The 24870-nt window shown below is 38.3% G+C and carries 21 protein-coding genes; 12 read left to right on the top strand and 9 right to left on the bottom strand.

Annotated elements, in window-relative coordinates:
- The first annotated feature begins 175 nt into the window (after nt 1–175).
- The 4 genes from msrAB (at nt 176) to DV415_RS05565 (ending at nt 3497) form a co-directional block, all read left to right on the top strand.
- Nucleotides 176–1234, top strand: a complete 1059-nt coding sequence (gene msrAB, locus DV415_RS05580) for a bifunctional peptide-methionine (S)-S-oxide reductase MsrA/peptide-methionine (R)-S-oxide reductase MsrB (RefSeq protein ID WP_118790485.1) — start codon at nt 176–178, stop codon at nt 1232–1234.
- Nucleotides 1235–1245: 11 nt separating this feature from the next.
- Nucleotides 1246–1887 (top strand): cytochrome c biogenesis protein CcdA, encoded by a 642-nt coding sequence (locus DV415_RS05575; RefSeq protein ID WP_118790486.1) that lies wholly within the window; start codon nt 1246–1248, stop codon nt 1885–1887.
- A gap of 41 nt (nt 1888–1928) precedes the next feature.
- The gene (locus DV415_RS05570; protein ID WP_118790487.1) at nt 1929–2399 is read left to right on the top strand and encodes a redoxin family protein; all 471 of its coding nucleotides are present in this window, start codon (nt 1929–1931) and stop codon (nt 2397–2399) included.
- Nucleotides 2400–2579: 180 nt separating this feature from the next.
- The gene (locus DV415_RS05565; RefSeq protein WP_118790488.1) at nt 2580–3497 is read left to right on the top strand and encodes a LysO family transporter; all 918 of its coding nucleotides are present in this window, start codon (nt 2580–2582) and stop codon (nt 3495–3497) included.
- Nucleotides 3498–3564: 67 nt separating this feature from the next.
- Here DV415_RS05565 and DV415_RS05560 read toward each other — a convergent pair whose 3' ends face one another.
- The 3 genes from DV415_RS05560 to moeA form a co-directional block, all read right to left on the bottom strand.
- Nucleotides 3565–3888, bottom strand: coding sequence for an HI1450 family dsDNA-mimic protein (locus tag DV415_RS05560; protein WP_005641855.1), 324 nt, complete (start codon nt 3886–3888; stop codon nt 3565–3567).
- Between the two features lie 64 nt (nt 3889–3952).
- Complete coding sequence (gene moeB, locus DV415_RS05555; RefSeq protein WP_114909157.1) at nt 3953–4684, bottom strand: molybdopterin-synthase adenylyltransferase MoeB; 732 nt, start codon at nt 4682–4684, stop codon at nt 3953–3955.
- A 3-nt stretch (nt 4685–4687) separates the two neighbouring features.
- Nucleotides 4688–5902 (bottom strand): molybdopterin molybdotransferase MoeA, encoded by a 1215-nt coding sequence (moeA, locus tag DV415_RS05550; protein ID WP_118790489.1) that lies wholly within the window; start codon nt 5900–5902, stop codon nt 4688–4690.
- A 137-nt stretch (nt 5903–6039) separates the two neighbouring features.
- Between moeA and folE the strand changes: the two genes are divergently transcribed.
- On the top strand, nt 6040–6696 hold the full coding sequence (folE, locus tag DV415_RS05545) for a GTP cyclohydrolase I FolE (RefSeq protein WP_118790490.1): 657 nt from the start codon (nt 6040–6042) through the stop codon (nt 6694–6696).
- A 106-nt stretch (nt 6697–6802) separates the two neighbouring features.
- On the opposite strand, the gene DV415_RS05540 is transcribed toward folE, so the two are convergent.
- The 4 genes from DV415_RS05540 to potA form a co-directional block, all read right to left on the bottom strand.
- Nucleotides 6803–7885 (bottom strand): extracellular solute-binding protein, encoded by a 1083-nt coding sequence (locus tag DV415_RS05540; protein WP_118790491.1) that lies wholly within the window; start codon nt 7883–7885, stop codon nt 6803–6805.
- Between the two features lie 128 nt (nt 7886–8013).
- On the bottom strand, nt 8014–8784 hold the full coding sequence (gene potC, locus DV415_RS05535; RefSeq protein WP_118790492.1) for a spermidine/putrescine ABC transporter permease PotC: 771 nt from the start codon (nt 8782–8784) through the stop codon (nt 8014–8016).
- Nucleotides 8784–9644 carry a spermidine/putrescine ABC transporter permease PotB gene (potB, locus tag DV415_RS05530; protein ID WP_005638601.1) on the bottom strand — a complete coding sequence of 287 codons (861 nt, stop codon included), beginning with the start codon at nt 9642–9644 and terminating at the stop codon, nt 8784–8786. The genes potC and potB overlap by 1 nt, the downstream gene beginning before the upstream one ends.
- On the bottom strand, nt 9628–10746 hold the full coding sequence (gene potA, locus DV415_RS05525) for a spermidine/putrescine ABC transporter ATP-binding protein PotA (RefSeq protein ID WP_179227845.1): 1119 nt from the start codon (nt 10744–10746) through the stop codon (nt 9628–9630). The genes potB and potA overlap by 17 nt, the downstream gene beginning before the upstream one ends.
- Nucleotides 10747–11042: 296 nt before the next feature.
- On the opposite strand from potA, the gene pepT reads away from it, so the two are divergent.
- Nucleotides 11043–12281, top strand: coding sequence for a peptidase T (pepT, locus tag DV415_RS05520; RefSeq protein ID WP_118790493.1), 1239 nt, complete (start codon nt 11043–11045; stop codon nt 12279–12281).
- A gap of 169 nt (nt 12282–12450) precedes the next feature.
- Here the strand turns inward: pepT and DV415_RS05515 are convergent, their stop codons facing one another.
- The gene (locus DV415_RS05515; protein ID WP_118790494.1) at nt 12451–13080 is read right to left on the bottom strand and encodes a histidine phosphatase family protein; all 630 of its coding nucleotides are present in this window, start codon (nt 13078–13080) and stop codon (nt 12451–12453) included.
- A gap of 92 nt (nt 13081–13172) precedes the next feature.
- Nucleotides 13173–14540: a toxin/drug exporter TdeA gene (gene tdeA / locus DV415_RS05510; RefSeq protein WP_118790495.1), complete on the bottom strand. Its 1368-nt coding sequence runs from the start codon at nt 14538–14540 to the stop codon at nt 13173–13175.
- A 303-nt stretch (nt 14541–14843) separates the two neighbouring features.
- On the opposite strand from tdeA, the gene glnS reads away from it, so the two are divergent.
- From glnS to glgC, 6 genes are all read left to right on the top strand, one after another.
- A complete protein-coding gene (gene glnS / locus DV415_RS05505) occupies nt 14844–16514 on the top strand; it encodes a glutamine--tRNA ligase (RefSeq protein WP_118790496.1) in 1671 nt (556 codons plus the stop codon).
- Nucleotides 16515–16579: 65 nt separating this feature from the next.
- Nucleotides 16580–17032, top strand: coding sequence for a YcgN family cysteine cluster protein (locus DV415_RS05500; protein ID WP_118775983.1), 453 nt, complete (start codon nt 16580–16582; stop codon nt 17030–17032).
- A gap of 70 nt (nt 17033–17102) precedes the next feature.
- Nucleotides 17103–19193: a 4-alpha-glucanotransferase gene (malQ, locus tag DV415_RS05495; protein WP_192879096.1), complete on the top strand. Its 2091-nt coding sequence runs from the start codon at nt 17103–17105 to the stop codon at nt 19191–19193.
- A 9-nt stretch (nt 19194–19202) separates the two neighbouring features.
- Nucleotides 19203–21392, top strand: a complete 2190-nt coding sequence (gene glgB, locus DV415_RS05490; protein ID WP_118791547.1) for a 1,4-alpha-glucan branching protein GlgB — start codon at nt 19203–19205, stop codon at nt 21390–21392.
- Between the two features lie 3 nt (nt 21393–21395).
- A complete protein-coding gene (glgX, locus tag DV415_RS05485) occupies nt 21396–23372 on the top strand; it encodes a glycogen debranching protein GlgX (protein ID WP_118791548.1) in 1977 nt (658 codons plus the stop codon).
- Between the two features lie 22 nt (nt 23373–23394).
- Nucleotides 23395–24696: a glucose-1-phosphate adenylyltransferase gene (gene glgC, locus DV415_RS05480; protein WP_005627058.1), complete on the top strand. Its 1302-nt coding sequence runs from the start codon at nt 23395–23397 to the stop codon at nt 24694–24696.
- The last annotated feature ends 174 nt before the right edge of the window (nt 24697–24870 follow it).

Raw genomic sequence — 24870 nt, 5'->3', positions numbered from 1 at the left:
ATAGATTTTTTACCTTAGAAAAGAGGGCGAAATAGTGTGTTTTAGCTATTTATTATTGGTTATAACAATGGATTTCAGTCAATTTCTTTAAAAATTTTACAAAAATCTGTAAGAAATCGAATTATCCGCCGTCTAACCTTATGTAACGTTAATTTTCACATCATAAGGAAAAACAATGAAACTATCAAAAACATTTCTATTTATTACCGCACTTTGTTGTGCTACACCAACTTTAGCAATACAAAATTCAACATCATCTGGAGAACAAAAAATGGCAATGGAAAATATGCAAAATATTCATGAAATTTATCTTGCTGGTGGCTGTTTCTGGGGTATGGAAGCATATATGGAGCGCATTCACGGTGTGAAAGATGCGATTTCTGGCTATGCCAACGGTAATACGGAGAAAACCAGTTATCAAATGATTGGCGTAACCGATCACGCAGAAACGGTAAAAGTTACTTACGATGCAAACCAAATTTCGTTAGATAAATTGCTTAAATATTATTTTAAAGTAATTGATCCAACGAGTGTAAACAAACAAGGTAACGATCGTGGTAGACAATATCGCACAGGGATTTATTATCAAGATGGGGCAGATAAAGCGGTGATCGAACAAGCACTTGCCCAGCTTCAAACCAAATATAAAAAACCAGTACAAATTGAGGTGCAACCACTTAAAAATTACATCGTAGCAGAAGAATATCATCAGGATTATTTGAAGAAAAATCCAAATGGTTATTGCCATATTGATATTACCAAAGCAGATGAACCTATGATTGACGAGAAAGATTATCCGAAACCAAGTGATGCAGAACTCAAAGCGAAATTGACACCGTTGCAATATTCCGTTACTCAAAATAAACATACTGAACGCTCTTTTAGTAACGAATATTGGGATAATTTTCAACCAGGTATTTATGTTGATGTCACCACAGGCGAGCCTGTTTTTTCTTCAAATGATAAATTTGAATCGGGTTGTGGCTGGCCGAGTTTTACGAAACCAATAGCGAAAGAGGTGGTGCATTATCAAACGGATAATAGTTTTAATATGCAACGTACCGAAGTGTTAAGCCGTGCGGGCAATGCCCATCTAGGACATGTTTTTGACGACGGTCCGAAAGATAAAGGTGGTTTGCGTTATTGCATTAACAGCGCATCAATTAAATTTATTCCGTTAGCTGAAATGGAAAAGGCAGGATACGGATATTTGATTCAATCAATTAAAAAATAAGGAGAGGCAGGATGTTAGATCAACAACTCCTTATTGGAACTGTATTTTTAGCTGGGCTTGCTTCTTTTCTTTCGCCTTGTATTTTCCCGATTATTCCAATTTATTTTGGTATTTTGAGTAAAGGGGGTAAAAAAGTCCTAAATACTTTTTTATTTATTTTAGGGCTTTCCCTTACATTTGTAAGTTTAGGCTTTAGTTTTGGCTTTTTAGGGAATATTTTATTTAGTAACACCACCCGCATTATCGCTGGCGTTATCGTGATTATTTTGGGCATTCATCAACTTGGCATTTTCAAAATTGGTTTGTTGGAACGCACGAAATTGGTGGAAATAAAAACATCAGGAAAATCAACCGCACTTGAGGCATTTGTCCTTGGTTTAACCTTTAGTCTTGGTTGGACGCCTTGTATTGGCCCGATTTTGGCTTCCGTGTTAGCTTTATCGGGCGATGAAGGATCCGCACTTTACGGTGCATCAATGATGTTCATTTATGTTTTAGGCTTGGCAACGCCGTTTGTATTGTTTTCGTTCTTCTCTGACAGCTTGCTCAAACGTGCTAAAGGGTTAAATAAACACTTAGACAAATTTAAAATCGCTGGCGGTGTTTTAATTGTCGTGATGGGCATTTTATTGATTACGAATAATTTTTCGTAAAACATAACCTCAACAAAAGAAATTTATAAAAGGAAAAAGCAATGAAAAAACTATTATCAATATTTCTAATGGCATTCAGCCTAAACACTTTTGCACAAACCAATTTGGCGGATGTGCAACTCAAAGATTTAAACAATCAGCCAGTTACTTTAAGCCAATATAAAGGCAAATCTGTGTATGTAAAAATGTGGGCATCTTGGTGTCCGATCTGTTTGGCAGGATTAGCTGAAATTGATGATTTAAGTGCGGAAAAAGATCGCAATTTTGAAGTGATTACCATTGTTTCGCCCGATCACAAAGGCGAAAAAGACACCGCTGATTTTATTGAGTGGTACAAAGGGCTAGAATATAAAAATATTAAAGTCTTGCTAGATGAAAAGGGTGAAATTATTGATCGTGTTCATGTTCGAGGTTATCCGTTTAATCTATTTTTAGATGCTGATTTAAATGTGAAGAAGACGGTGCCAGGGCATTTAGGTGCAGAGCAAATAAGTAAGTTTATTGAGAAATAAAATCAAGCGGCTGGTAATTAAAATTTAACCAGCCGCTTTTTTATTTCTGGCATAACGTAGATATTCTTTCATTGGGAATTTGGTAGATTGATAAAAAGTATATATTATAAATAGTGCTTAGATATTGAAATGGTCTTTACTTTTACAGATGAGATAAAAGTAATAGTGGTGAAGGAAACAATGGAAGAAATAATTAACGGACTACTCATCGTGCTTGTGCCGATGATGTTGGGCTACTTAGTCAAAATACAGAATCAAAATGCGTTGGCATTCATTAATAAAATTGTGATGTTATTGCTTTACATCATTTTATTTATGATGGGTTTTATGCTCGGGCAGCTAGAGCACTTAGAACAAAAATTGCCAATCATTGGTATGACGGCTTTGGGATTGTCCGTCATCATTCTGACTTGTAATATCCTAGGCTTGGCTATTTATGACCGCACTTTGCCTAAGCCTGTTAATTATTTACAGGGAGAATTGCCATCTCGTTGGCATTCGTTAATAGACTCAATTAAATTATTAAGTGCGGTGATTATCGGCGTCGTTTTAGGTTGGTTGTCTAATGATTGGTTGCATTTCCCACATGGTTCCAATCTTTACGTGCTTATTGCGTTGATCTTTTTTGTCGGGATTCAGCTTCGTAATAACGGAATTTCCTTGAAAGAAGTCTTATTAAATAAGCAAGGTTTAATGATGGGGGCAATTTTTACCCTAAGTTCTTTAATTGGGGGCGTTATTTCAGCATTTTTTCTAAGTATGCCGATTACTCAAGGTTTAGCCTTTTCATCGGGATTTGGTTGGTATTCTTTATCAAGCGTCGTGCTGACAAATGCTTGGGGGCCGATGCAGGGCAGTATTGCCTTTTTCAATGATTTATCGCGTGAAATATTGAGCTTATTTTTGATTCCATTGTTTATGCAACATTATCGCTCTACAGCTATTGGGATTACAGGCGCAACGGCATTAGATTGTACATTGCCTATTATTCAAAAATCAGGTGGAATTGAAGTAACGCCTATCGCCATTTCTTTTGGTATGGTGACAAATTTATTACCACCGCTGTTATTAGTCTTTTTCTCGAGTTTTCCAATTTAATAGCGCGTTAATTTTAAGAGAAAAGAAAAAGGGAAATCAGATGATTTCCCTTATTTTTAGGTTATCGTTACTTTTTCCAAATAACGTGAAATTCGCGATCTTCTTCTCGGTGAGAAATTAAGAATTTAGCAAAGACATCATCCATTTCATCTTGCTCATTGACTAAGCCCACCCACACTTCAGCGTATTCTTCTGGGTCAATTAGTACACCAATTTCTTCTTCCCAATTATCGGCGGTTTCAACAAATTCCACACCACCGCGTTCTTCAAATTGTAAATTGAATAAAAGAATATCAGCAGGATCTAAATTTTCTCCAGCCATTTCTAAGAAAATATCGTAAGCAATATCAATGGCTGTATCGGGATCAAGTTTTTTAATTTCTGTTGTCATAGTGTTTTGTTGTAAAGGTTATGGTTAATAAAAGTACGGTTAAATTTTTCTCTTTTTAAGCGTTTTATTCCATATTGGTTGGAAGTTTAATTTCTCGGATATTCATCGAAAAACCATCAATCATCAATAATCGGCCACATAAATTCTTACCGATTTTTAACCGCACTTTAATTGCTTCTAAGGCCTGAATCGAGCCCACAATGCCGACGATTGGTGCAAGCACGCCAGCTTCCACACAGCTTAATACATTTTGTCCGAATAATTTGCTGAGATCACGATAAGTAGGCGTATTCGGTTCATAAGTGAAAACGGAAACCTGACCTTCCATTCGAATTGCAGCACCTGAAATCAGAGGAATTTTTGCATGATTACATTGGCGATCCAATTGATTACGGATTTCTACATTGTCTGTACAATCTAAAACAATATCAAAGTGCGGAATGATTTCTACGAGTTTTTCTTCGTCTAACTTCGCATTAATCGTCTCGATGTTTATATGTGGATTGATTTGTTCGAGTGCAATTTTAGCTGACGCTACTTTGGGCATATTCAAGCGTGCATCACAGTGCAAGACTTGGCGTTGAAGATTCGAAAGCGAAACTGTATCGAAATCCAACAGCGTTAAATTTCCAACACCTGCTGCTGCGAGATATTGGCTGGCTGCACAGCCTAAGCCGCCAAGCCCAACGATCAGCATTTTGCTTGCTTTAAGTTTTTCTTGCCCATCAAAATCTACGCTTTTAAGAATAATTTGACGGTTATAACGCAATTCTTCTTCGTGACTAAGTTCGATCATTTTTTATCCTAATAAATGATTGAAAGGCTCAATCGTCACCGTTTCACCGGCAGAGACATTGCTACGTTCTTGTTCTAACACGATAAAACAATTGCTTTTTACAAAAGTGCTAAAGAGATGAGATCCTTGGAACCCCACTGATTGCACTTCAATTTGACCTTGTTCATTGATGTGATAAAAGCCTCGTTGGAAATCTAAACGGCCAGGTGCTTTTTTCAAATTCGTTGTGGCAATAGCTGAAAAGTGCGGTGGTTTTTTCCATTGTGTTTGGCCTTGTAGTTTCGCAATAAGTGGCTGAACAAGTTGATAAAATGTCACTAATGCTGAAACGGGATTACCGGGTAAACCACAGAACCAAGCGTTTTCTAATTTACCAAAAGCGAATGGTTTGCCGGGTTTGATTGCAATTTTCCAGAAATTTACTTGGCCTACTTTTTCTAATACTGCTTTAGTAAAATCCGCTTCACCAACGGAAACTCCGCCACTGGTAATCACTAAATCGGCTTGGCTTTGTGCGGCAATAAATGTTTTTTCAAATTCCGCTTCGTTATCAGGTAATAGTCCTAAATCAATGACTTCACAGTTTAGTTTTTCTAGCAGTAATTTTACGGTGAAACGGTTAGTGTCATAGATTTGTCCGCTTTGTAATGGCTTGCCGACTTCGACAAGTTCATCACCAGTTGAGAGTACGCCGACTTTTAATTGGCGATAGCATTTTACTTCTGTAATGCCTAGAGAGGCTAATAATGGCAAGGAAACAGGAGTGAGCTGTGCGCCTTGTTCTAGTACCACATCGCCTTTCTTTACATCTTCACCAATACGACGGATGTTTTGATTTGGTTTAGGCAATTCACTAAAAGTGACGGTGCCGTCTTCATTGAGTGTCACTTGCTCTTGCATTATCACTGCATCTGCGCCTTCTGGAATCATCGCGCCAGTCATAATTCTGACCGCACTTTTTGATGGCCATTCCCCTTGGAATGGATTACCTGCAAAAGATTTCCCTGCTACCGAAAGCGTTAAAGATTTTTGTAAATCCGATAAACGTACAGCATAACCATCCATTGCTGAATTATCGAAAGAAGGAACATTAATAGGTGAAACAACATCTTCTGCACAAATTCGATTGGCGGCTTCTTGTAAATTTAGGTATTTAGTTTGAGTCGGGAAGGGAATCTGTTCGAGCATTTTCGAGCGAGCTTGATCCAATGTAAGCATAGAAAATCCTTATTTGATAAAATTTGTCAGCTATTCTATATCTAAAGCCTAATTCATTCAAATTTGCAATTTTTCTCATTTTACCATCCTATTATCCTTTGCTAGAATAGCCGATTATTTTTTTAGGAAAGACTATTATGAGCAAAATTTCACTGGATGCACTGAATGTAAGAAATGCCTTGATTGAAAAAGGTATTGAAACACCTATGATTGATCCAACACAGGCTAAAGATGAACGTCGAGAAAGCATTGCAAAACACATGTATGAAGTGATGAAGCTGATTGGATTAGATTTGCGAGATGATAGTTTGGAAGAAACGCCAAATCGTTTGGCTAAAATGTTTATTGATGAGATTTTTAGCGGAATGGATTATGCCAATTTTCCTAAAATGACGAAAATCAAAAATCAAATGAAAGTCAGCGAAATGGTGCAAGTGAATGACATCACGCTAACAAGCACTTGTGAACATCATTTTGTTACGATTGATGGTAAAGTTTGTGTGGCATACTATCCAAAAGATTGGGTGATTGGTCTTTCTAAAATTAATCGAATCGTTTCATTTTTTGCTCAACGTCCACAGGTTCAAGAACGCTTAACTGAACAACTTTTGACAGCATTTCAAACAATTCTTGAGACAGATGATGTCGCGGTATATGTGAAAGCAACCCATTTCTGTGTGAAAGCTCGTGGTATTAGAGATACAAATAGTTATACTGTCACATCTGCTTATGGTGGCGTATTCTTAGAAGATAGAGATACTCGTAAAGAATTTTTAGCTACAGTTCAGAAGTAAAAAATAGTTAATAAAATAGCCGCACTTTAATATCAGTGCGGCTATTTTTATACTTATCTCGAATAGAAAAGTGCGGGGAAATTTATCCGCACTTTTGGATTGTAGATTATTTAGCTGCTTTTAATTCTTGATAATATTGTTCATAGAATTGAATTGCATCGCCAACGTCATCTTGCCAGTGGCTATTTTTTAATACATCAGCTGGTGGATAAATCGCTGGATCTTCAGTGATTTCTTTTGGTAATGCTTTTTTCGCTTCTAAGTTAGCTGTTGGATAGCCAATTGCTAAGGTTAATTTTTCTGCAGCTTTAGCACCTAACATATAGTTAATAAGTTTATGTGCACCATCTGGGTTTTTAGCAGTTTTAGGAATTGCTAGAGTATCAACCCAAAGTACAGGGCCTTCTTTCGGGAATACCATGTCTAAAGGTGCTTTTTCTTTTTTAGCAATACGTACAGAACCATTCCATAATTGACCTAGTTCAACTTCACCTGAAATGAAAGAATTCGCTGGGTTATCGGAATTGAAAGAAAGTACGTTTGGACGTAGTTTCAATAATTCTTCATAGGCTTGTTTGATAATGGCTGGATCTTGAGTATTTGGATCTTGACCAATTTTCAATAAAGCGATGTTGAATACTTCGCGCGCATCGTCTAATAACTGAACTTTGTTTGCAAATTCTGGTTTCCACAAGTCAGCCCAAGAAGTGAATTGAGCACCTTTATAAGTGTTGGTGTTGAATGCAATACCTGGTGCACCCAATAATTGTGGAAGCGAGTATTTGTTACCTTTATCATAAGGTTTATTGAGCCAATCAGGGTCTAATTCTTTAATAACAGGCAATTTGCTGTGATCTAGCTCCATTAACATGCCTTCTCTAGCCATCTTAGAAACAAAGTAATTAGATGGTGCAATCACATCATAACCGCCAGCTGCGCCTTGAGTTTTGAGTTTTGCATACATTGTTTCGTTTGATTCTAGGCTTGAAACGATAACTTTGATGCCTGTTTCTTTAGTAAACTCATCTAAAAGACCATCTGGTACGTATTCAGTCCATGTGTAGAGGTACACGGTGTCATTGGCAGTAGCCGGAGATTTTGCAGCTTCAGCTTTGCTATCTTTATCATTACAAGCAGTTAAAGTTGCAGCTACTAAGCCTGCAGTAATTAAACCTGCGAATTTTTTCATTTTTGTTTGTTCTCCGTAAAGAGTCGTAAAAAAACCACCTGCCGAATGACAGGCATAAAAAAACGCCTTGATTGTGCGTCAAGGCGTATTCTATTTTAAATTCAAAGGTTTGTGAAACCTTTTGTTTCTTAATGGTTATTTTTTCGTGTAATTAGCTGGCTTAAAACGACAAGAGCCAGTGAAAGCACGATCATAATCGTTGCTAAAGCATTAACTTCAGGTGTTACACCAGTTTTCACTAAAGAGAATATTCTCAATGGTAAGATTTCATAACTTACACCACTGACGAATGATGAAACCACAACATCATCTAATGAAATAGTGAAACTTAATAACCAACCAGATACAACTGCAGGTAATGCTAAAGGAAGGATAATTTTACGTAAAATGGTCACTTCACTTGCGCCTAAGTCTTTCGCCGCTTCTAACATTCTGGAATCAAAGCCATTTAAGCGAGAGAAGATAGTTACGGTCACATACGGTAAACAGAAGGTCACATGGGCTAGTAATAAAGACCAGAAACCTAATGAAATACCGACAACCATAAATAATGCAAGTAAAGATACTGCCATTACAATATCTGGTGACATCATGACGATAAATAACATTCCGCTTACCGCTTGTTTACCGCGGAATCGATAGTGGTAAAGTGCGATTGCAGTTAATCCACCTACAATAGTAGCTAGTGTAGCTGCAAAAAATGCAATAGTTACCGAATGAATCGCTGCTTGTATTAAGGTGTCGTTATTAAATAAACGCTCGTACCAGTTCCAGCTAAAGCCTTTCCAGCTTAAACCATAACGATCTTCGTTAAAGGAATTGGTGACCAAAATGATAATTGGGATATACAAATAAGCGTATACCACAAACATAAATGCATTACGTAGTAAACGACTCATTATTCTAACTCCACTTTCTTATTCAATAGTTTGTTCGCGCGGTAGTACACGAAAATCAACAATGCCATTAGAACAGTTAAACCAATACTGATTGCAGAACCAAATGGCCAGTTACGAGAAATTAAGAATTCGCTCTTAATTACGTTACCAACCAGCAATACTTTTGCTCCGCCAAGTAAGTCTGCAACGTAGAACATACCCATTGCCGGTAATAATACTAATAAACACCCCGCGATAATGCCTGGCATGGTTAGTGGTAAAATAACACGGAAGAAACGTTGGAATGCATTTGCGCCTAAATCTCTTGCAGCCTCTAATAAGCGACCGTCTAATTTTTCAATCGCAGAGTAGAGCGGCAAAATCATAAATGGTAATAGTAAATAAACTAAGCCTATGATTACCGCAATTTCTGTATTCAAAATGCGAATTGGTTCACTCAAAATTCCCATGTCCATCAACATAGTGTTAAGTACACCTTTCACACCAAGAAACACTTTCATTCCATAAATACGGATCAACGAGTTTGTCCAGAATGGTAATACCACAAGGAACAATAAGAGCGGTCGATATTTAGGATTAATTTTGCTCATCATGAAAGCAAATGGATAGCCAACTAATAAGCAAATAATGGTAGCTATGCCCGACATATACAATGAATTCCACACAACTTGTGCATAAAGCGGATTAAACAAGTTTGTGTAGTTTTCAATGGTGATTGGGAAAGCGTAAAAGTCGCTACCGTCTCTAGTCAGAAAACTTACGGCGAATACCAATAAGTTTGGAATCAACACAAAGAAGATGAGCCAACTGAAGATAATCGCAACAGTAATTTTCTGGAATTTATTATTGATTATCTTCATCGTTGAGAACAACCTCCCAGCCTTCATGCCATGTGATGCCTACGCGTTGACCTACGCTATGATCCATATGTGGGTCGTCTTCGTTAAAGAATTCACTTACAAGAACACGCATGCCATTATGATCAAATTCTACCGTTGATTCTAATGTCATTCCTTTGTAAGTGCGGTCAACAATGTGGCCGATAATTGCTTTAGAATGTTCATTTTCATCTAATTCTTCAATCACAATATCTTCAGGGCGAAGGAGTACTTGAAGTTTTTGATCTTTTTCAACAGGTATGTCTGTGTAAATATCACAAACTCGACCTTCCACATTTGCAAGTACAACTTGTTCTGATTTACGTTCAATCACTGTTGCTTCAAATACATTAATTTCGCCAATGAAACGAGCAACGAATAAGTTCGCAGGATCTTCATAGATTTCACGTGGAGAACCATCTTGTGCGATTTTACCTTTACGTAATAACACGATGCGATCAGACATTGTAATCGCTTCTTCTTGATCGTGGGTAACGAAAATAAAGGTAATGCCAAGCTGACGTTGTAACATTTTGAGTTCATTTTGCATTTGTTTACGCAATTTGTAATCTAATGCAGATAAAGACTCATCAAGTAACAATACTTTTGGTTTATTTACTACGGCGCGAGCGATGGCAATACGTTGTTGTTGTCCGCCTGAAAGTTGGGTTGGCTTACGATCTGCCATCTCTTCTAGCTGTACCATACGCAAGGCTTCTAAAACACGCGGTTTAATTTCGTCGTTTGGTACTTTTTGCATACGCAAACCAAAAGCCACGTTCTCAAAAATTGTCATATGTGGAAATAGCGCATAGCTTTGGAATACTGTATTAATATGACGTTTTTCCGCTGGCACATTGGTGATATCTTCACCATCTAAAATAATGCTACCTGAATCCAATTCTTCTAAGCCTGCAAGTAAGCGTAAAACTGTGGTTTTACCACAGCCTGAAGGGCCGAGAATAGTGACAAATTCACCATTATTAATTGTAAGATTGAAATCGTTAATAATGGTGTTAGAACCATAGGATTTTTTGATTGAACGAAGCTCAATAATAGGCTTGTTTTGAAGCTGATTTTCCACTAGCTTTGGTTTTCTCCCTAATTTCACCAATGATTTGGTACTGAGTAGAAATAAAACCTGCAAGACTGCAGGGGCGACATATAAAAATAGACGCCTATGATATAGTGAATTGTTAATAATTAAAAGGACTTAATGCCTTAGAAAGTAAAAAAACTGCCGTTCATAAAAATAACGAGAAATTTAACCGCACTTTCGATGAATTTTACTTCGTTAATTTTATAAATATTGTTATATATCAAGATGTTTTTTATTTTTCTCATTAAACTAAAAAAGATATTTTTAAAAGGAGCGAGAATATGATTTCTCAAATAGATAAAACAGAACTTTTAGAACGATTTTTACATTATGTGTCTTTTGACACTCAATCAAAACCTAATGCTAAGCATTCTCCTAGCTCTGTCGGGCAAATGAAATTAGCCATGCAGTTGCAAAAAGAACTCCTCCAGCTTGGTTTAGAGAATGTTGAAGTAAGTAAATATGCGGTGGTAACAGCATTTTTACCCGCTAATGATCCTAGCTTAACGAAAACCATTGGTTTAATTGCGCATCTTGATACGTCTCCGCAATGTAGTGGTAAAAATGTACGCCCAGAAGTGATAGAGCAATATCGTGGCGGAGATATTGCATTAGGTATTGGCGAGGAATTTATTAGCCCTGTTTATTATTCTTTTATGCAAAAATTGGTCGGGCAGACTCTGATTGTTGCCGACGGAACCACTTTGCTTGGGGCGGATAATAAAGCAGGAATTGCAGAAATTATGACCGCACTTTCCATTCTTCAAAAAGAGAATATTCCTCATTGCAATATTCGCGTTGCTTTTACGCCTGATGAAGAAATCGGCTTGGGAATCCATTATTTCCCAATGGAAAAATTTTCCTGTGATTGGGCATATACCATTGATGGTGGTGAAGTAGGGGAATTAGAATACGAAAATTTTAATGCTGCAACGGCAAAAGTGCGGTTTTTCGGGCGGAGTATTCATCCTGGTTACGCAAAAGGAAAAATGGTGAATGCACTGACTTTAGCTTGCGAGTTCCAGCAAGTTTTTCCTGTCGATGAAGTACCAGAAAAAACGGATGGAAAAGCGGGCTTTTATCATTTAGAAGATTTTTCTGGCGATATTGAGCAAGTGGAGCTCACTTATTTGATTCGTGATTTTGATGAGCAGAATTTCGCACAAAGAAAAGCTTTTATTAAAAGTCAGGTGGAAAAATTTAATGCTAAAAAAGGTTTGAAAAAGCCTATTGAGTTAGACATTCAAGATAGCTACCAAAATATGTATGATGTGGTAAAAAATGTTCCTCAATCAATTGAACTTGCTGATCGAGCAATGAAAGCGGTAGGGGTTAAACCAAGTCATAAGCCGATTCGAGGCGGTACAGATGGGGCATTTTTAGCCTCTAAAGGTTTGGCATGCCCGAATATTTTTACTGGCGGCTATAATTTCCATAGTAAACACGAGTTGGTTTCTTTACAAGGCATGGAAAAGACGGTCCAAGTAATTATCGAAATGCTTAAATGTAAAGATCTGTAAAGAAACGTAAAGATTTGTAAAGAAATGTAAAGATTTTTCTTGCTATTCTTTAGATTAGTCAATATAATGACCTTGTTTTATCGAGATTCCTTTGATAAAGCTAAACTTTAGAGATTTTATTCATAAATTCCTTTTTGATGCCCCTAATGATTTAGGGGCTTTTTTTTATCTATTGTAAATGCGTTGTGTCATTTAGTTTTTCAAGGCTAAAGCCTTTTTCACTGTCATAATGCATGATGCTAATAGCAGTATTTAATAAAGATACTGATTTGTTTTTATCTCGGTGATTTTGCCAAGTTGCACCATTGAGTAAAGCAATCAATAGACGCAAGGTATGCCCATGCGATACCACTAAAATATTCCCTTCTTGATGAACCTTAATAATATCTTGTACAGCTGCGATAGCTCGTTTGGCTAGTTGTTCATAGGTTTCTCCACCATTCGATTCAGCTTTATAGTTAGCAGGATCATTAATCATTTGTTGGAATTCAGGCAAAGGTCGGATCAGTTCTACATTTGTTCCTTCCCAACTACCAAAATAATGTTCATTTAATCCACGATGTTGGAATAAGGGAATGTCTCGATCGCCAATAATATAATTGGCTGTGTCAATGGTTCGTTGTAAACAGCTCGAATAGGCCGCAATAAAATTGACATTTTGTAAAGCTTGCCCAGTTTTGACCGCACTTTGAATGCCTTCTTCTGTTAATGGAGAATCTCCACTGCCTTGCATTAATCCTTGTTCGTTCCAAACAGTGCGGCCATGACGAATAAAATAAAAAGTCAGTTGTTTTTTCATTTTTAGGAATATTTATTGGTAAGGTTTATATACCTTAAGTGAGGAATGTAATATTAAAAAGGGCGCTTAAAAACGCCCTATATTTAGTTTTATTAACGAGAGTAATATCCCGCCATTGAGCTATATACTGCATTTTCACTTTGCAACACTTGATATTTTGCATTCAAAATTGCAAGTTGTGATGATTTTTCCGTATTGGCTGCAACTAACCATTCGCGCAATTCGGACACGCCCGCATTATAGCGGTTTCGATAATATTGCGTGATACGCTGATTGTAACTATGGGTTTGCTGTAAATTACTTAATGTGCTTTGCGCTTGGGTAAAGGCAAAGTAGTTGGTATCCACATTATTGAGAGCGGTGGTAATACGTTGTTCGTAATTTAAACGCGCCGTTTCATAGTCAGCTTCAGAAATTTTAACGTTCCATTTTACGGTGTTCCAATTTAAGAATGGTAGGCTAATTCCTACTGTGCCTGCAGCCACAGGATTGTGTAACGCCGTGCCAACAGTGCTTGCAGTTGAAGATAGACTTCCACCTAAATTAACCTCTGGGAACCAACTTTTTTGAGTTGCTTTAGCATTTTTGAATGCACTACTTAAACGGAATTGCGCTGCTTTTACATCAGGGCGATTTGCAATCACAGAGACAGGAACATTCAAATTCACCCCAGCAGTTTTCACATTCATAATATGAGGGAACGTGATATTTAATGCATCGTTTGGCTTTAAGTTCAGCAGATTGCGTAAGGTTTGTTCTGCCGTTTTGCGTTGGGTTTCAAAATTTAATTTGTTATTACGCGCCGTTAATACTGCTTGTTGCGCTTGATCAACGCTGACCGCATCAGCCACACCTTGCGCTAAGCGCGTTTGCATAATATTACCAATGTCAGTGTAATATTTGATCGTTTCGTTGGTTGTGCTAATTGCATCATTTAAATAAGCGATTTGATAATAAGTCGTGACCACAGAATTGATTAATGATAAACGAGCCGATTCCATGTCTTCTGCGGTTGCTTTGTGCGACCATTCCGCAGCATCAGCTGCATTGGCTAAACGTTGCCAAAGATCCAATGTATAGCTCACATTTAAAGAACCTTTGTGCGAAATGGCTGAGTTTGCACTTGTGTCAACTCTGCGTTGTGCCGCAGATGAAGTTGAACCATTAAATGCAGGCACTAAATTTGCGCCCACTAAATTTGCACTGTAAAGCGCACGGTTTACTGCCACAGCTGCTTTAGCTAAATCTTTGTTGTTTATTAACGCTTGTTCTACGACGCGATTTAATTGCGCATCATTATATAATGACCACCAATTTTCTTTTACATTATATTGCTTGGTAATTTCTTCATATTGCTTGTAATCTTCAAGGCTAGTTTGATAAGAATCGCCAATATTGGCACATCCCACTAATGCTCCAGACATCAACAAAGCAAGCGTGATATTTTTCATTTTAAACATTGAGTTTTCCTTCTTACGAAAATGAGTGGAAAGTGCGGATGATTTTAACCGCACTTTTGTGTTTTACAAAATTATTCCCTTGCGAACCCAATTATAAAACAAACCACTGAACGATTGTTCATGAAAGGCGGCATTGTAATGATTTATTCTATTTTTTGCACGAAAAATCTTGCTGTTAAACAAAAATGCTGAAAAAGTCATAAGTTATTAAATAGAAAGTGCGGTTAGTTTGGTGATCAAATTCACAAAGCCTTGCTTTTCGTATAGAATGGCAAAATTATTTTTTCTATTTATGAGAAAGTTATGAGCAATACAGAAATTCTAGAAAGTGCAGAAAATACTCGCACTCACAATTTTATTACCCAAATTATTGATGAAGATTTAGCTTCGGGTAAACATAAAAGCGTTCATACCCGTTTTCCGCCTGAACCGAACGGCTATTTACATATCGGCCACGCAAAATCGATTTGCTTAAACTTCGGCTTGGCAAAAGAATATAACGGTTTATGTAACCTACGTTTTGATGATACCAACCCTGTAAAAGAAGACGTGGAATATGTAGATTCCATCAAAGCTGACGTGGAATGGTTAGGCTTTAAATGGGAAGGCGAACCGCGTTATGCATCTGATTATTTTGATGCGCTTTATGGCTATGCGATTGAATTGATTAAAAAAGGCTTGGCTTATGTGGATGAGCTTTCTCCAGAAGAAATGCGTGAATATCGTGGTACCTTAACCGAGCCTGGCAAAAATAGCCCATATCGTGACCGCACTATTGAAGAAAACTTAGCTTTATTTGAAAAAATGAAGAACGGTGAGTTTGCGGAAGGCACATTAAGTCTTCGTGCAAAAATCGACATGGCATCGCCATTTATGGTTATGCGCGATCCAGTAATTTATCGTATTAAATTCGCTAGCCATCACCAAACCGGTGACAAATGGTGCATTTATCCAATGTACGATTTCACCCACTGTATTTCTGATGCAATCGAACGTATCACTCATTCAATCTGTACATTAGAATTCCAAGATAACCGTCGTTTATATGATTGGGTGTTGGAAAATATCAGTATTGAACGTCCATTACCGCATCAATATGAATTCTCTCGTTTGAATTTAGAAGGTACGTTAACCTCTAAACGTAAGTTATTGAAATTAGTAAACGACGGCATTGTGGATGGTTGGAACGATCCGCGTATGCCAACGATTTCAGGTTTACGTCGTCGCGGTTATACACCTGCTTCGTTACGTGAATTCTGTCGTCGTATCGGTGTGACGAAACAAGATAACGTCGTAGAGTATTCCGCACTTGAAGCCTGCATTCGTGAAGATTTAAATGAAAACGCACCACGCGCAATGGCGGTGATTGATCCTGTTCGTGTTGTGATTGAAAACTTTGAAGGTGAAGAAACCTTAACGGCACCAAATCATCCAAATCGCCCTGAATTAGGGGAGCGTCAATTACCGTTTACGAAAGAGCTTTATATTGATCGCGCAGATTTCCGTGAAGAAGCAAACAAACAATATAAACGTTTAGTATTAGGTAAAGAAGTGCGTTTGCGTAACGCTTATGTGATTAAAGCGGAGCGTGTCGAAAAAGATGCAAATGGTGAAATCACCACGATCTTCTGTACTTACGATCCTGAAACCTTAGGTAAAAATCCAGCAGATGGTCGTAAAGTGAAAGGGGTAATTCACTGGGTTTCTGCTATGCATAATCATCCAGCTGAATTCCGTTTGTATGATCGCTTATTTACCGTGCCAAATCCAGGTGCTGAAGAGGATATTGAAAGCGTGTTAAATCCACATTCTCTCGTGGTAAAACATGGTTTTGTAGAACAAAGCTTGGCTGCTGCAGAAGCAGAAAAAGGTTATCAATTTGAACGTGAAGGTTATTTCTGTGCAGATAGTAAAGATAGCCGTCCTGAACATTTGGTATTTAACTTAACAGTAAGCTTAAAAGAAGGCTTCTAATTTTAATCAACCAAGTGCGGTCAAAATAAATGCGATTTTGACCGCACTTTTTATTTGTATCAACTATGCAACTTGAACCTAATTTTTGGCAAACAAAATCCCTGCTTGAAATGACCGAATCTGAATGGGAAGCCTTATGTGATGGGTGCGGCAAATGCTGTTATCGCAAATATATTCAAGGGCGAGGTAAACGCCAAAAACTTTATTACACTCGAATTGCTTGTAACCTTTTAGATGTGGAAACTGGAAAGTGCGGTAATTATTCAGAGCGTTTTAAAATTGAAACCGACTGCACCAAACTCACCAAAAAGAATTTACCTGATTTTCATTGGTTGCCTGACACTTGCGCTTATCGTTTGCTTTATGAAGGAAAAACACTCCCTGAATGGCATCCACTCATTTCTGGCCATGCGGATTCTTTGAAAAATGCTGATATTTTAATTAAAAATGGTGTACATGAACGCGATGTGATTGATTGGTTTGAACTTATTATTGACGAAGATCACACTTTTAAATAAAGCCGGTTGTCATCACCTTCAGCTTGGTTATAATCCCTAACAAGAGTTATACAGTTGTCATGTGGTGTCTATGCAAATCTCGGATTCTCTCAAACAAAAAGCAGAAAAATGCGGTATCGCGCTTTCTCATTATGATATTGATGGACATCTTATTTTCGCAGATGAAAAGACGGTTTCAACTTTTGTTGAGCTTTTGCAGCCTCCGCCAAAAGCGAAAGGACAGTTTGATGATGTACTGGCTGCATTTGAAAATGAACCGATTGATTATCGACTCAATCGTCTAGATTTGCCCCCTGCCGATGAATATCGTTATCAGTTGATTGATGAATCTAATGTCATTCTGTTAGAAAAAACACTTTCAAATTTATCCGCACTTTCCTTGCCTCCACTTCCTTTTGGCTATTATCAATTATCTATTTTTTCTGATACTGAACAGTACCGCGTTCGTTTACTTATTTCTCCTAAAACAGCGTTTCAACCACCCGTATTAAAAAATAAAAAAGTGTGGGGCGTTAATGTGCAACTTTACAGTTTACGCTCAGAACAAAACTGGGGCATTGGCGATTTTTGTGATTTAGGTTATTTGATCGAACAAAGTGCAAAACAAGGCGCAGATTATGTGGGAATTAATCCATTACATTTGCCATATCCTGCCGTGCCAACATGGGCCAGTCCTTATAGTTCATCCTCTCGTCGTTGGTTGAATTTTTTATATTTAGCGATTCCAGCGTTAGCAGAATTTAAGCGTTGCTGTTCAGTGCAAAATTGGTTTAAGCGTGAGGATATTCAAGCAAAAATTGGCGCTTTGCGTGAAAGTGATTGCGTCGATTATTCTTCAATATTGGCTTTAAAATTAACTGCACTTGAATCCCTGTTTGATTTCTTTCAACGTAGTCAATCCGCTGAAATTGTGACACGTCGAAAAATCTTTGCTGATTATTTAAAAAACAAAGGTGAACCTTTGTTGTTACAGGGCTTATTTAATGTATTAGATTTACAAGAACACGCTGACCATCAAGCAGAAGAAAATACCATTGGTTGGCTTGGCTGGCGTAAGGAATGGCAACATTTAAGTGCGGCAAAAAGAAAAGCCCTATTAAAAACACACCATGAACAAATCCAATTTTTTGCTTGGTTACAATGGCTTACAGAAGAGCAGCTTTCCGCATTACAAAATCTTTGTAAACAGTCTGGTATGAAGTTGGGGATTTATGGCGATTTAGCGGTGAATAGTTCTCGTGGCAGTGCTGATGTATGGAGCGATCCCGATTTATATTGTGTAAATGCCTCTATTGGCGCGCCACCCGATCCGTTAGGCCCCGTCGGGCAAAATTGGAATTTGCCGCCTTATAATCCAACGGTGCTAAAAGCACGTGGCTTTGCACCATTTATCGATATGCTACGTGCCAATATGCAATATTTTGGTGTGCTACGCATCGATCATGTTATGGGCTTATTCCGTTTGTGGTGGATTCCAGAAGGAAAAACAGCGGCTGATGGCGCTTATGTGCATTATCCTTTTGATGAATTAATGGCGATTCTTGCCATTGAAAGTGTACGCAATGAATGTTTGATTATTGGTGAAGATCTCGGCACTGTGCCTGATGAAGTGCGGTGGAAATTAAACGAGTTTCAAATTTTCTCTTATTTTGTATTGTATTTCGCCCAACGAAATGGCGAATTTCCTCGTATATCTGATTATCCTCGAAATGCTTATGCCACCATTGGCACGCATGATATTCCCTCATTACAAAGTTTTTGGCATTGCCGTGATTTAGAATTATTTAATCAACTCGGTATTCTGAGTGGGGAAGTGCTCAAGCAAAAATACGATCAACGCGTTGTTGATAAACAAGCCTTATTAAATAGTTTACATCGTGATAATTATTTACCGCCGCATTATGAAGGCGATGCCCTTTCTATGGCGATGCACGATCATTTAAACCGAATGATTCATCATTATTTAGCGGAAAGTAACAGCCGATTGATTGGTGTGCAATTAGAAAATTTACTTAGCCAAGAAATCAGTTTTAATTTGCCTGGCACCTCAAATGAATACCCAAACTGGTGCAAGAAACTTGCTAAACCGTTAGCGTTTATTTTTGGCAATGAGGCTTTAAAAACGTTCTTTGTGCAAATTAACCAAGGGCGAAATGTATAAGGAGTAAATATGACAACCGCAGTAACACAAGCAATTATTGATGGTTTTTTTGATGCGAGCAATGGCGATCCTTTTGCTACGCTTGGTATGCACGAAACTGAGCGAGGAATTGAAATCTGTACGTTATTGCCAGATGCCAATCGAGTGGTGGTGATTGAGCGTGAAAGTGGTAACGAAATAACGGAACTGGATTGTGTCGATGAGCGTGGCTTTTTTGTTGGTGTTATTCCAAATTGTCGCCATTTTTTTGCTTATCAATTACAGGTTTTTTGGGGCAATGAATCGCAAATAGTCGAAGATCCTTATCGTTTTCATCCTATGATTGATGATTTAGAACAATGGCTACTTTCTGAAGGTTCTATGCTTCGCCCATATGAAGTGCTTGGTGCGCATTTTATGGAATGTGATGGTGTGAGTGGGGTAAATTTCCGCTTATGGGCTCCCAATGCAAGACGCGTTTCTATTGTGGGTGATTTCAACTATTGGGATGGTCGTCGTCATCCTATGCGTTTTCATCTAAAAAGTGGTGTGTGGGAACTCTTTTTACCAAAAGCCAGTTTAGGACAGCTCTATAAGTTTGAATTAATTGATTGTCATGGCAATCTTCGTTTGAAAGCCGATCCATTTGCCTTTAGTTCGCAACTTCGCCCTGATACAGCATCGCAAGTGAGTGCATTACCAAATGTAGTGGAAATGACGGAACAACGTCGTCAAGCAAATCAAGCGAATCAACCGATTTCCATTTATGAAGTGCATTTAGGATCTTGGCGTCGTAATTTAGAAAACAATTTTTGGCTAGATTACGATCAAATTGCTGATGAATTAATTCCTTACGTAAAAGAGATGGGCTTTACCCATATAGAATTTTTACCGCTTTCTGAATTTCCGTTTGATGGTTCTTGGGGCTATCAACCACTTGGACTTTATTCGCCAACCAGTCGTTTTGGCTCACCTGAAGCATTCCGTCGTTTAGTAAAACGTGCACATGAAGCAGGAATTAATGTGATTTTAGATTGGGTGCCAGGTCATTTTCCAAGTGATACGCATGGTTTAGTTGCATTTGATGGCACAGCCTTGTATGAACATGAAGACCCTCGCGAAGGCTATCATCAAGATTGGAATACCTTGATTTATAACTATGGGCGTAATGAGGTCAAAAATTTCTTATCCAGTAATGCACTGTATTGGCTTGAACGCTTTGGTGTAGATGGTATTCGCGTGGATGCCGTGGCTTCTATGATTTACCGAGATTACAGCCGTGCGGAAGGTGAGTGGATTCCAAATCAATATGGTGGACGTGAAAACTTAGAAGCCATTGAATTTTTAAAACATACCAACTGGAAAATTCACAGTGAAATGGTGGGGGCAATTTCTATTGCGGAGGAATCTACCTCTTTTGCTGGTGTGACTCACCCGAGTGAAAACGGTGGATTGGGATTTAATTTTAAATGGAATATGGGCTGGATGAACGATACTCTCGCCTATATGCAGCTTGACCCAATTTACCGCCAATATCATCACAATAAAATGACTTTTGGGATGATGTATCAATACAGCGAAAACTTTGTGCTACCGCTTTCCCATGATGAAGTGGTGCATGGCAAATATTCGCTTCTCGATAAAATGCCAGGAGATGCATGGCAAAAATTTGCGAACTTACGCGCTTACTATGGCTATATGTGGGGGCACCCGGGTAAAAAATTGCTCTTTATGGGTAATGAATTTGCTCAAGGTCGTGAGTGGAATTACGAAGAAAGTTTGGACTGGTTCTTGCTTGATGAAAATGTCGGTGGTGGCTGGCATAAAGGCGTATTGAAATTAGTAAAAGACTTGAATCATATTTACCGAGAAAACTTACCGCTCTTTGAACTGGATTATTCACCTGAAGGCTTTGATTGGCTTATCGTTGATGATGCGGCAAATTCTGTGTTCGCCTTTGAACGTCGCAGCTCAAATGGTGAACGCATTATTGTCATCAGTAACTTCACACCTGTGCCACGCCATGATTACCGTATTGGGGTAAATGTTGCAGGCACTTATGAAGAAATTCTGAATACTGATTCTATGTATTATCAAGGCTCCAACGTGGGCAATTTTGGTTATGTAACAAGTGAAGAAATTGAAAGCCATGGACGAGAAAATTCTATTTCGATTTCTATTCCACCATTGGCGACAGTTTATTTGAAATACAATTTGTAAGATATGTTTACGATTTATAACAACGGCAAACCAGCGTCAATGGGTTATTCAATATTTACCGAGAATGGCGTGAAGGTGATTAATTTTGCACTGTTCTCTGCTGCAGCGAGTGGTGTTGAACTTTGCCTGTTTGATGGCGATAAGGAAACGCGCTTTCCTATGGTTTGCACAAATAATGTATGGCATTTAGCTGTAGCAGGCGTTGAGGTTGGGACAGAATTTGGATTCCGCATTCACGGTGAACATGCCAATCCGAATAAATTAATGCTCGATCCTTATGCGAAAGCGGTGAATGGTAAACCAGATTTAAGTACCGAAGAAAATCGTTCTTGGTTCTTAATGAGTGATCATCGCGATAATGCTCATATTGCGCCAAGAGCGGTGATTATTTCAGAAGATTTTGATTGGGAAAATGAAACAGCACCCAATACGCCTTGGGCTGAAACCATTGTATATGAATTGCACGTCAAAGGTTTTAGCCAACTTAACGACAAGATTCCCGATGAATTACGGGGCACCTATGCGGGCTTAAGTCATCCTATTAATTTAGCTTATTTAAAAGAATTAGGTGTGACAGCAGTGGAATTGCTGCCTGTAAATTTCCATATAAATGAACCGCACTTACAAGCTCGAGGCTTACAAAATTATTGGGGATATAATCCCTTAGCGATGTTTGCGGTGGAACCTAAATATGCGGCAACAAATAATCCATTATCTGAATTTAAAGCGATGGTGAAGGCGTTTCACAAAGCGGGTATTGAAGTTATTTTAGACGTGGTATTTAACCATTCCGCAGAATCAGAGCAAACTTATCCAACATTCTGCCAGCGTGGTATTGATGATCAAACTTACTATTGGCGCAACGATCAAGGGCGTTATATCAATTGGACAGGCTGCGGCAATATGCTCAATTTATCCTCTGATGTAGGGCGAAAATGGGTCGTAGATTGTTTACGTTATTGGGCTGAACACTGTCATGTTGATGGTTTTCGATTTGATTTAGCTTCCGTGCTAGGGCGTGATACACCAGATTTTAACTCGTCAGCTCAGCTTTTTACTGACATAAAAAATGAGCCAAGTTTACAAAATATTAAATTGATTGCGGAGTCTTGGGATATTGGACATTACGGTTATCAAGTCGGCAATTTCCCAAGTTATTTTGCCGAATGGAACGACCGATTCCGCGATGATCTCTGCCGTTTCTGGCTATGGAAAAGTGGTGAAATCGGTGCATTTGCTGAACGCTTTGCAGGTTCTAGCGATTTATTTAAGAAAAATGATCGCTTGCCACACACAACGCTTAATTTTATTACCGCCCATGATGGTTTCGTCATGCAAGATTTGGTGAGTTATAACCAAAAACATAACGAAGCAAATGGCGAAGAAAATCGTGATGGTCGCAATGAAAATTACAGTTATAACCATGGGGTAGAAGGTTCTACAGAATCCCTTTCTGAACCGCAAAAAAGTGCGGTGGAAAATAACCGCACTTTTGCACAAAGCGGATTATTAATGAGTTTATTGCTGGCGAATGGCACGCCTATGCTTTTGGCTGGCGATGAGTTCGGCAACACTCAATATGGTAACAATAATGCCTATTGCCAAGATAACGAGATTACTTGGCTGAAATGGGCAAATTTTAACGAAGAATTATTTGAACTTACCAAGCAAACGATTGCAGCGCGTAAGCAAATTGGTAGTTTAAATCGGAATCAATGGTGGTCAGGTGACAATGTGCAATGGCTTAACATTCACGGTAACCAGATGACAGTTGACGATTGGCAAAATCAACAAACCAAAGCATTACAAGTAGTTTTAGATAAGCATTGTCTTTTATTGATTAATGCCAAAGCCGAAGGACAGGCGTTTCACTTACCTGATGGAAAATGGACATCTCAAATCGGCACACATAATTTAACCCTCGATGCACAACAAGCAGAGCTTAGCTCAATGGGCTTTTGTATGCTGAGTGACGAATAACTATAAGACTATGGAGATCCTTATGAAAGCTGGCGACCTTAACAAATATGATTTAGTTAAAAATACTTTGGTGCTTATTCTTGCGGGTGGACGTGGTTCACGCTTGCATGAACTTACGGATAAACGCGCAAAACCAGCCCTTTATTTTGGTGGTAATCGCCGTATTATTGATTTTGCACTTTCTAATTGTATTAACTCTGGTTTGAACCGAATTGGCGTAGTGACTCAATACGCGGCACACTCTTTACTTCGTCACTTGCAAACTGGTTGGTCTTTCTTACCACAAGAAAAAGGGGAGTTTGTTGATATGCTTCCTGCTCGTCAACAAATTGATGATTCAACTTGGTATCGTGGTACGGCGGATGCGGTTTATCAAAATATGGCGATTATTCGTGATCACTATCGCCCTAAATACGTTTTAATTTTGGCAGGTGACCATATTTACAAACAAGACTATAGCGTCATGTTGATGGACCATGTGAACAGCGGTGCAAAATGTACGGTGGGTTGTATTGAAGTCCCACGCTCTGAAGCACATGAATTTGGTGTCATGGCGGTAAACGAAAATTTAAAAGTCAAAGCCTTTGTTGAAAAACCAAAAGATCCGCCAGCAATGGTAGGTAAACCTGATGTTTCACTCGCATCAATGGGGATTTATGTGTTTGATGCGGATTATCTTTACAAAATGTTGGAGAGAGAGGTCAATACACCACAAACTAGCCATGATTTCGGTAAAGATGTATTACCAAAATGTTTAGCAGAAGAAACCCTTTATGCGCATCCTTTCAGTCGTTCTTGCATGGGACGTAATACTGAAGGTGAAATTTATTGGCGTGATGTGGGGACATTAGATAGCTTCTGGCAATCTAATATCGATTTAGTATCGGAAAATCCACAGCTTGATATTTATGACCAAAGTTGGCCAATTCGCGGTAATCCAATTCAAGCTTACCCATCAAAATTCTTCTACAAAAATTCAAACGTTCATCCTGTAGATAATTCTTTAATTGGCGGTGGTTGCGTGATTACTGATGCCTCTATCAGTAATTCCGTGCTATTTGATCGCGTTAAAATTGATGCTTTCTCAAAAGTGGATCATTGCGTGGTATTACCACAAGTTAAAATCGGTAAGAATTGTATATTGAAAAACTGTATTCTAGACCGTGAATGTATCATTCCAGATGGCATGGAAATTGGTGTGAATATGGAAGAAGATAAAAAACGTTTCCGTATCAGTTCAACAGGTAAAGTGATTCTAGTTACCCCGAAAATGCTGAAAAAATTAGAAGGGGAAGAAGTCGTCTCTGAAGAGCATTTAGATTAATGATGAAAAGTGCGGTAAATTTGATCTGCACCCCAAAAGTTGGACTAAACAAACCAACAATTGAGGTGCAGATTTTTTTATGGGTAAACACTACACAATCGAATTTAAATTACAGGCTCTCCAACCTATTCTGAATCGAAAAATGAGTATTAGAGAAGCTGCGCGTTTTTACAA

This window comes from Haemophilus haemolyticus (genome assembly GCF_003490595.1).
Taxonomy (GTDB): domain Bacteria; phylum Pseudomonadota; class Gammaproteobacteria; order Enterobacterales; family Pasteurellaceae; genus Haemophilus; species Haemophilus haemolyticus_L.
The sequence above is the reverse complement of the archived record's forward strand: the minus strand, read 5'-3'. Positions and strand labels throughout refer to the sequence as shown.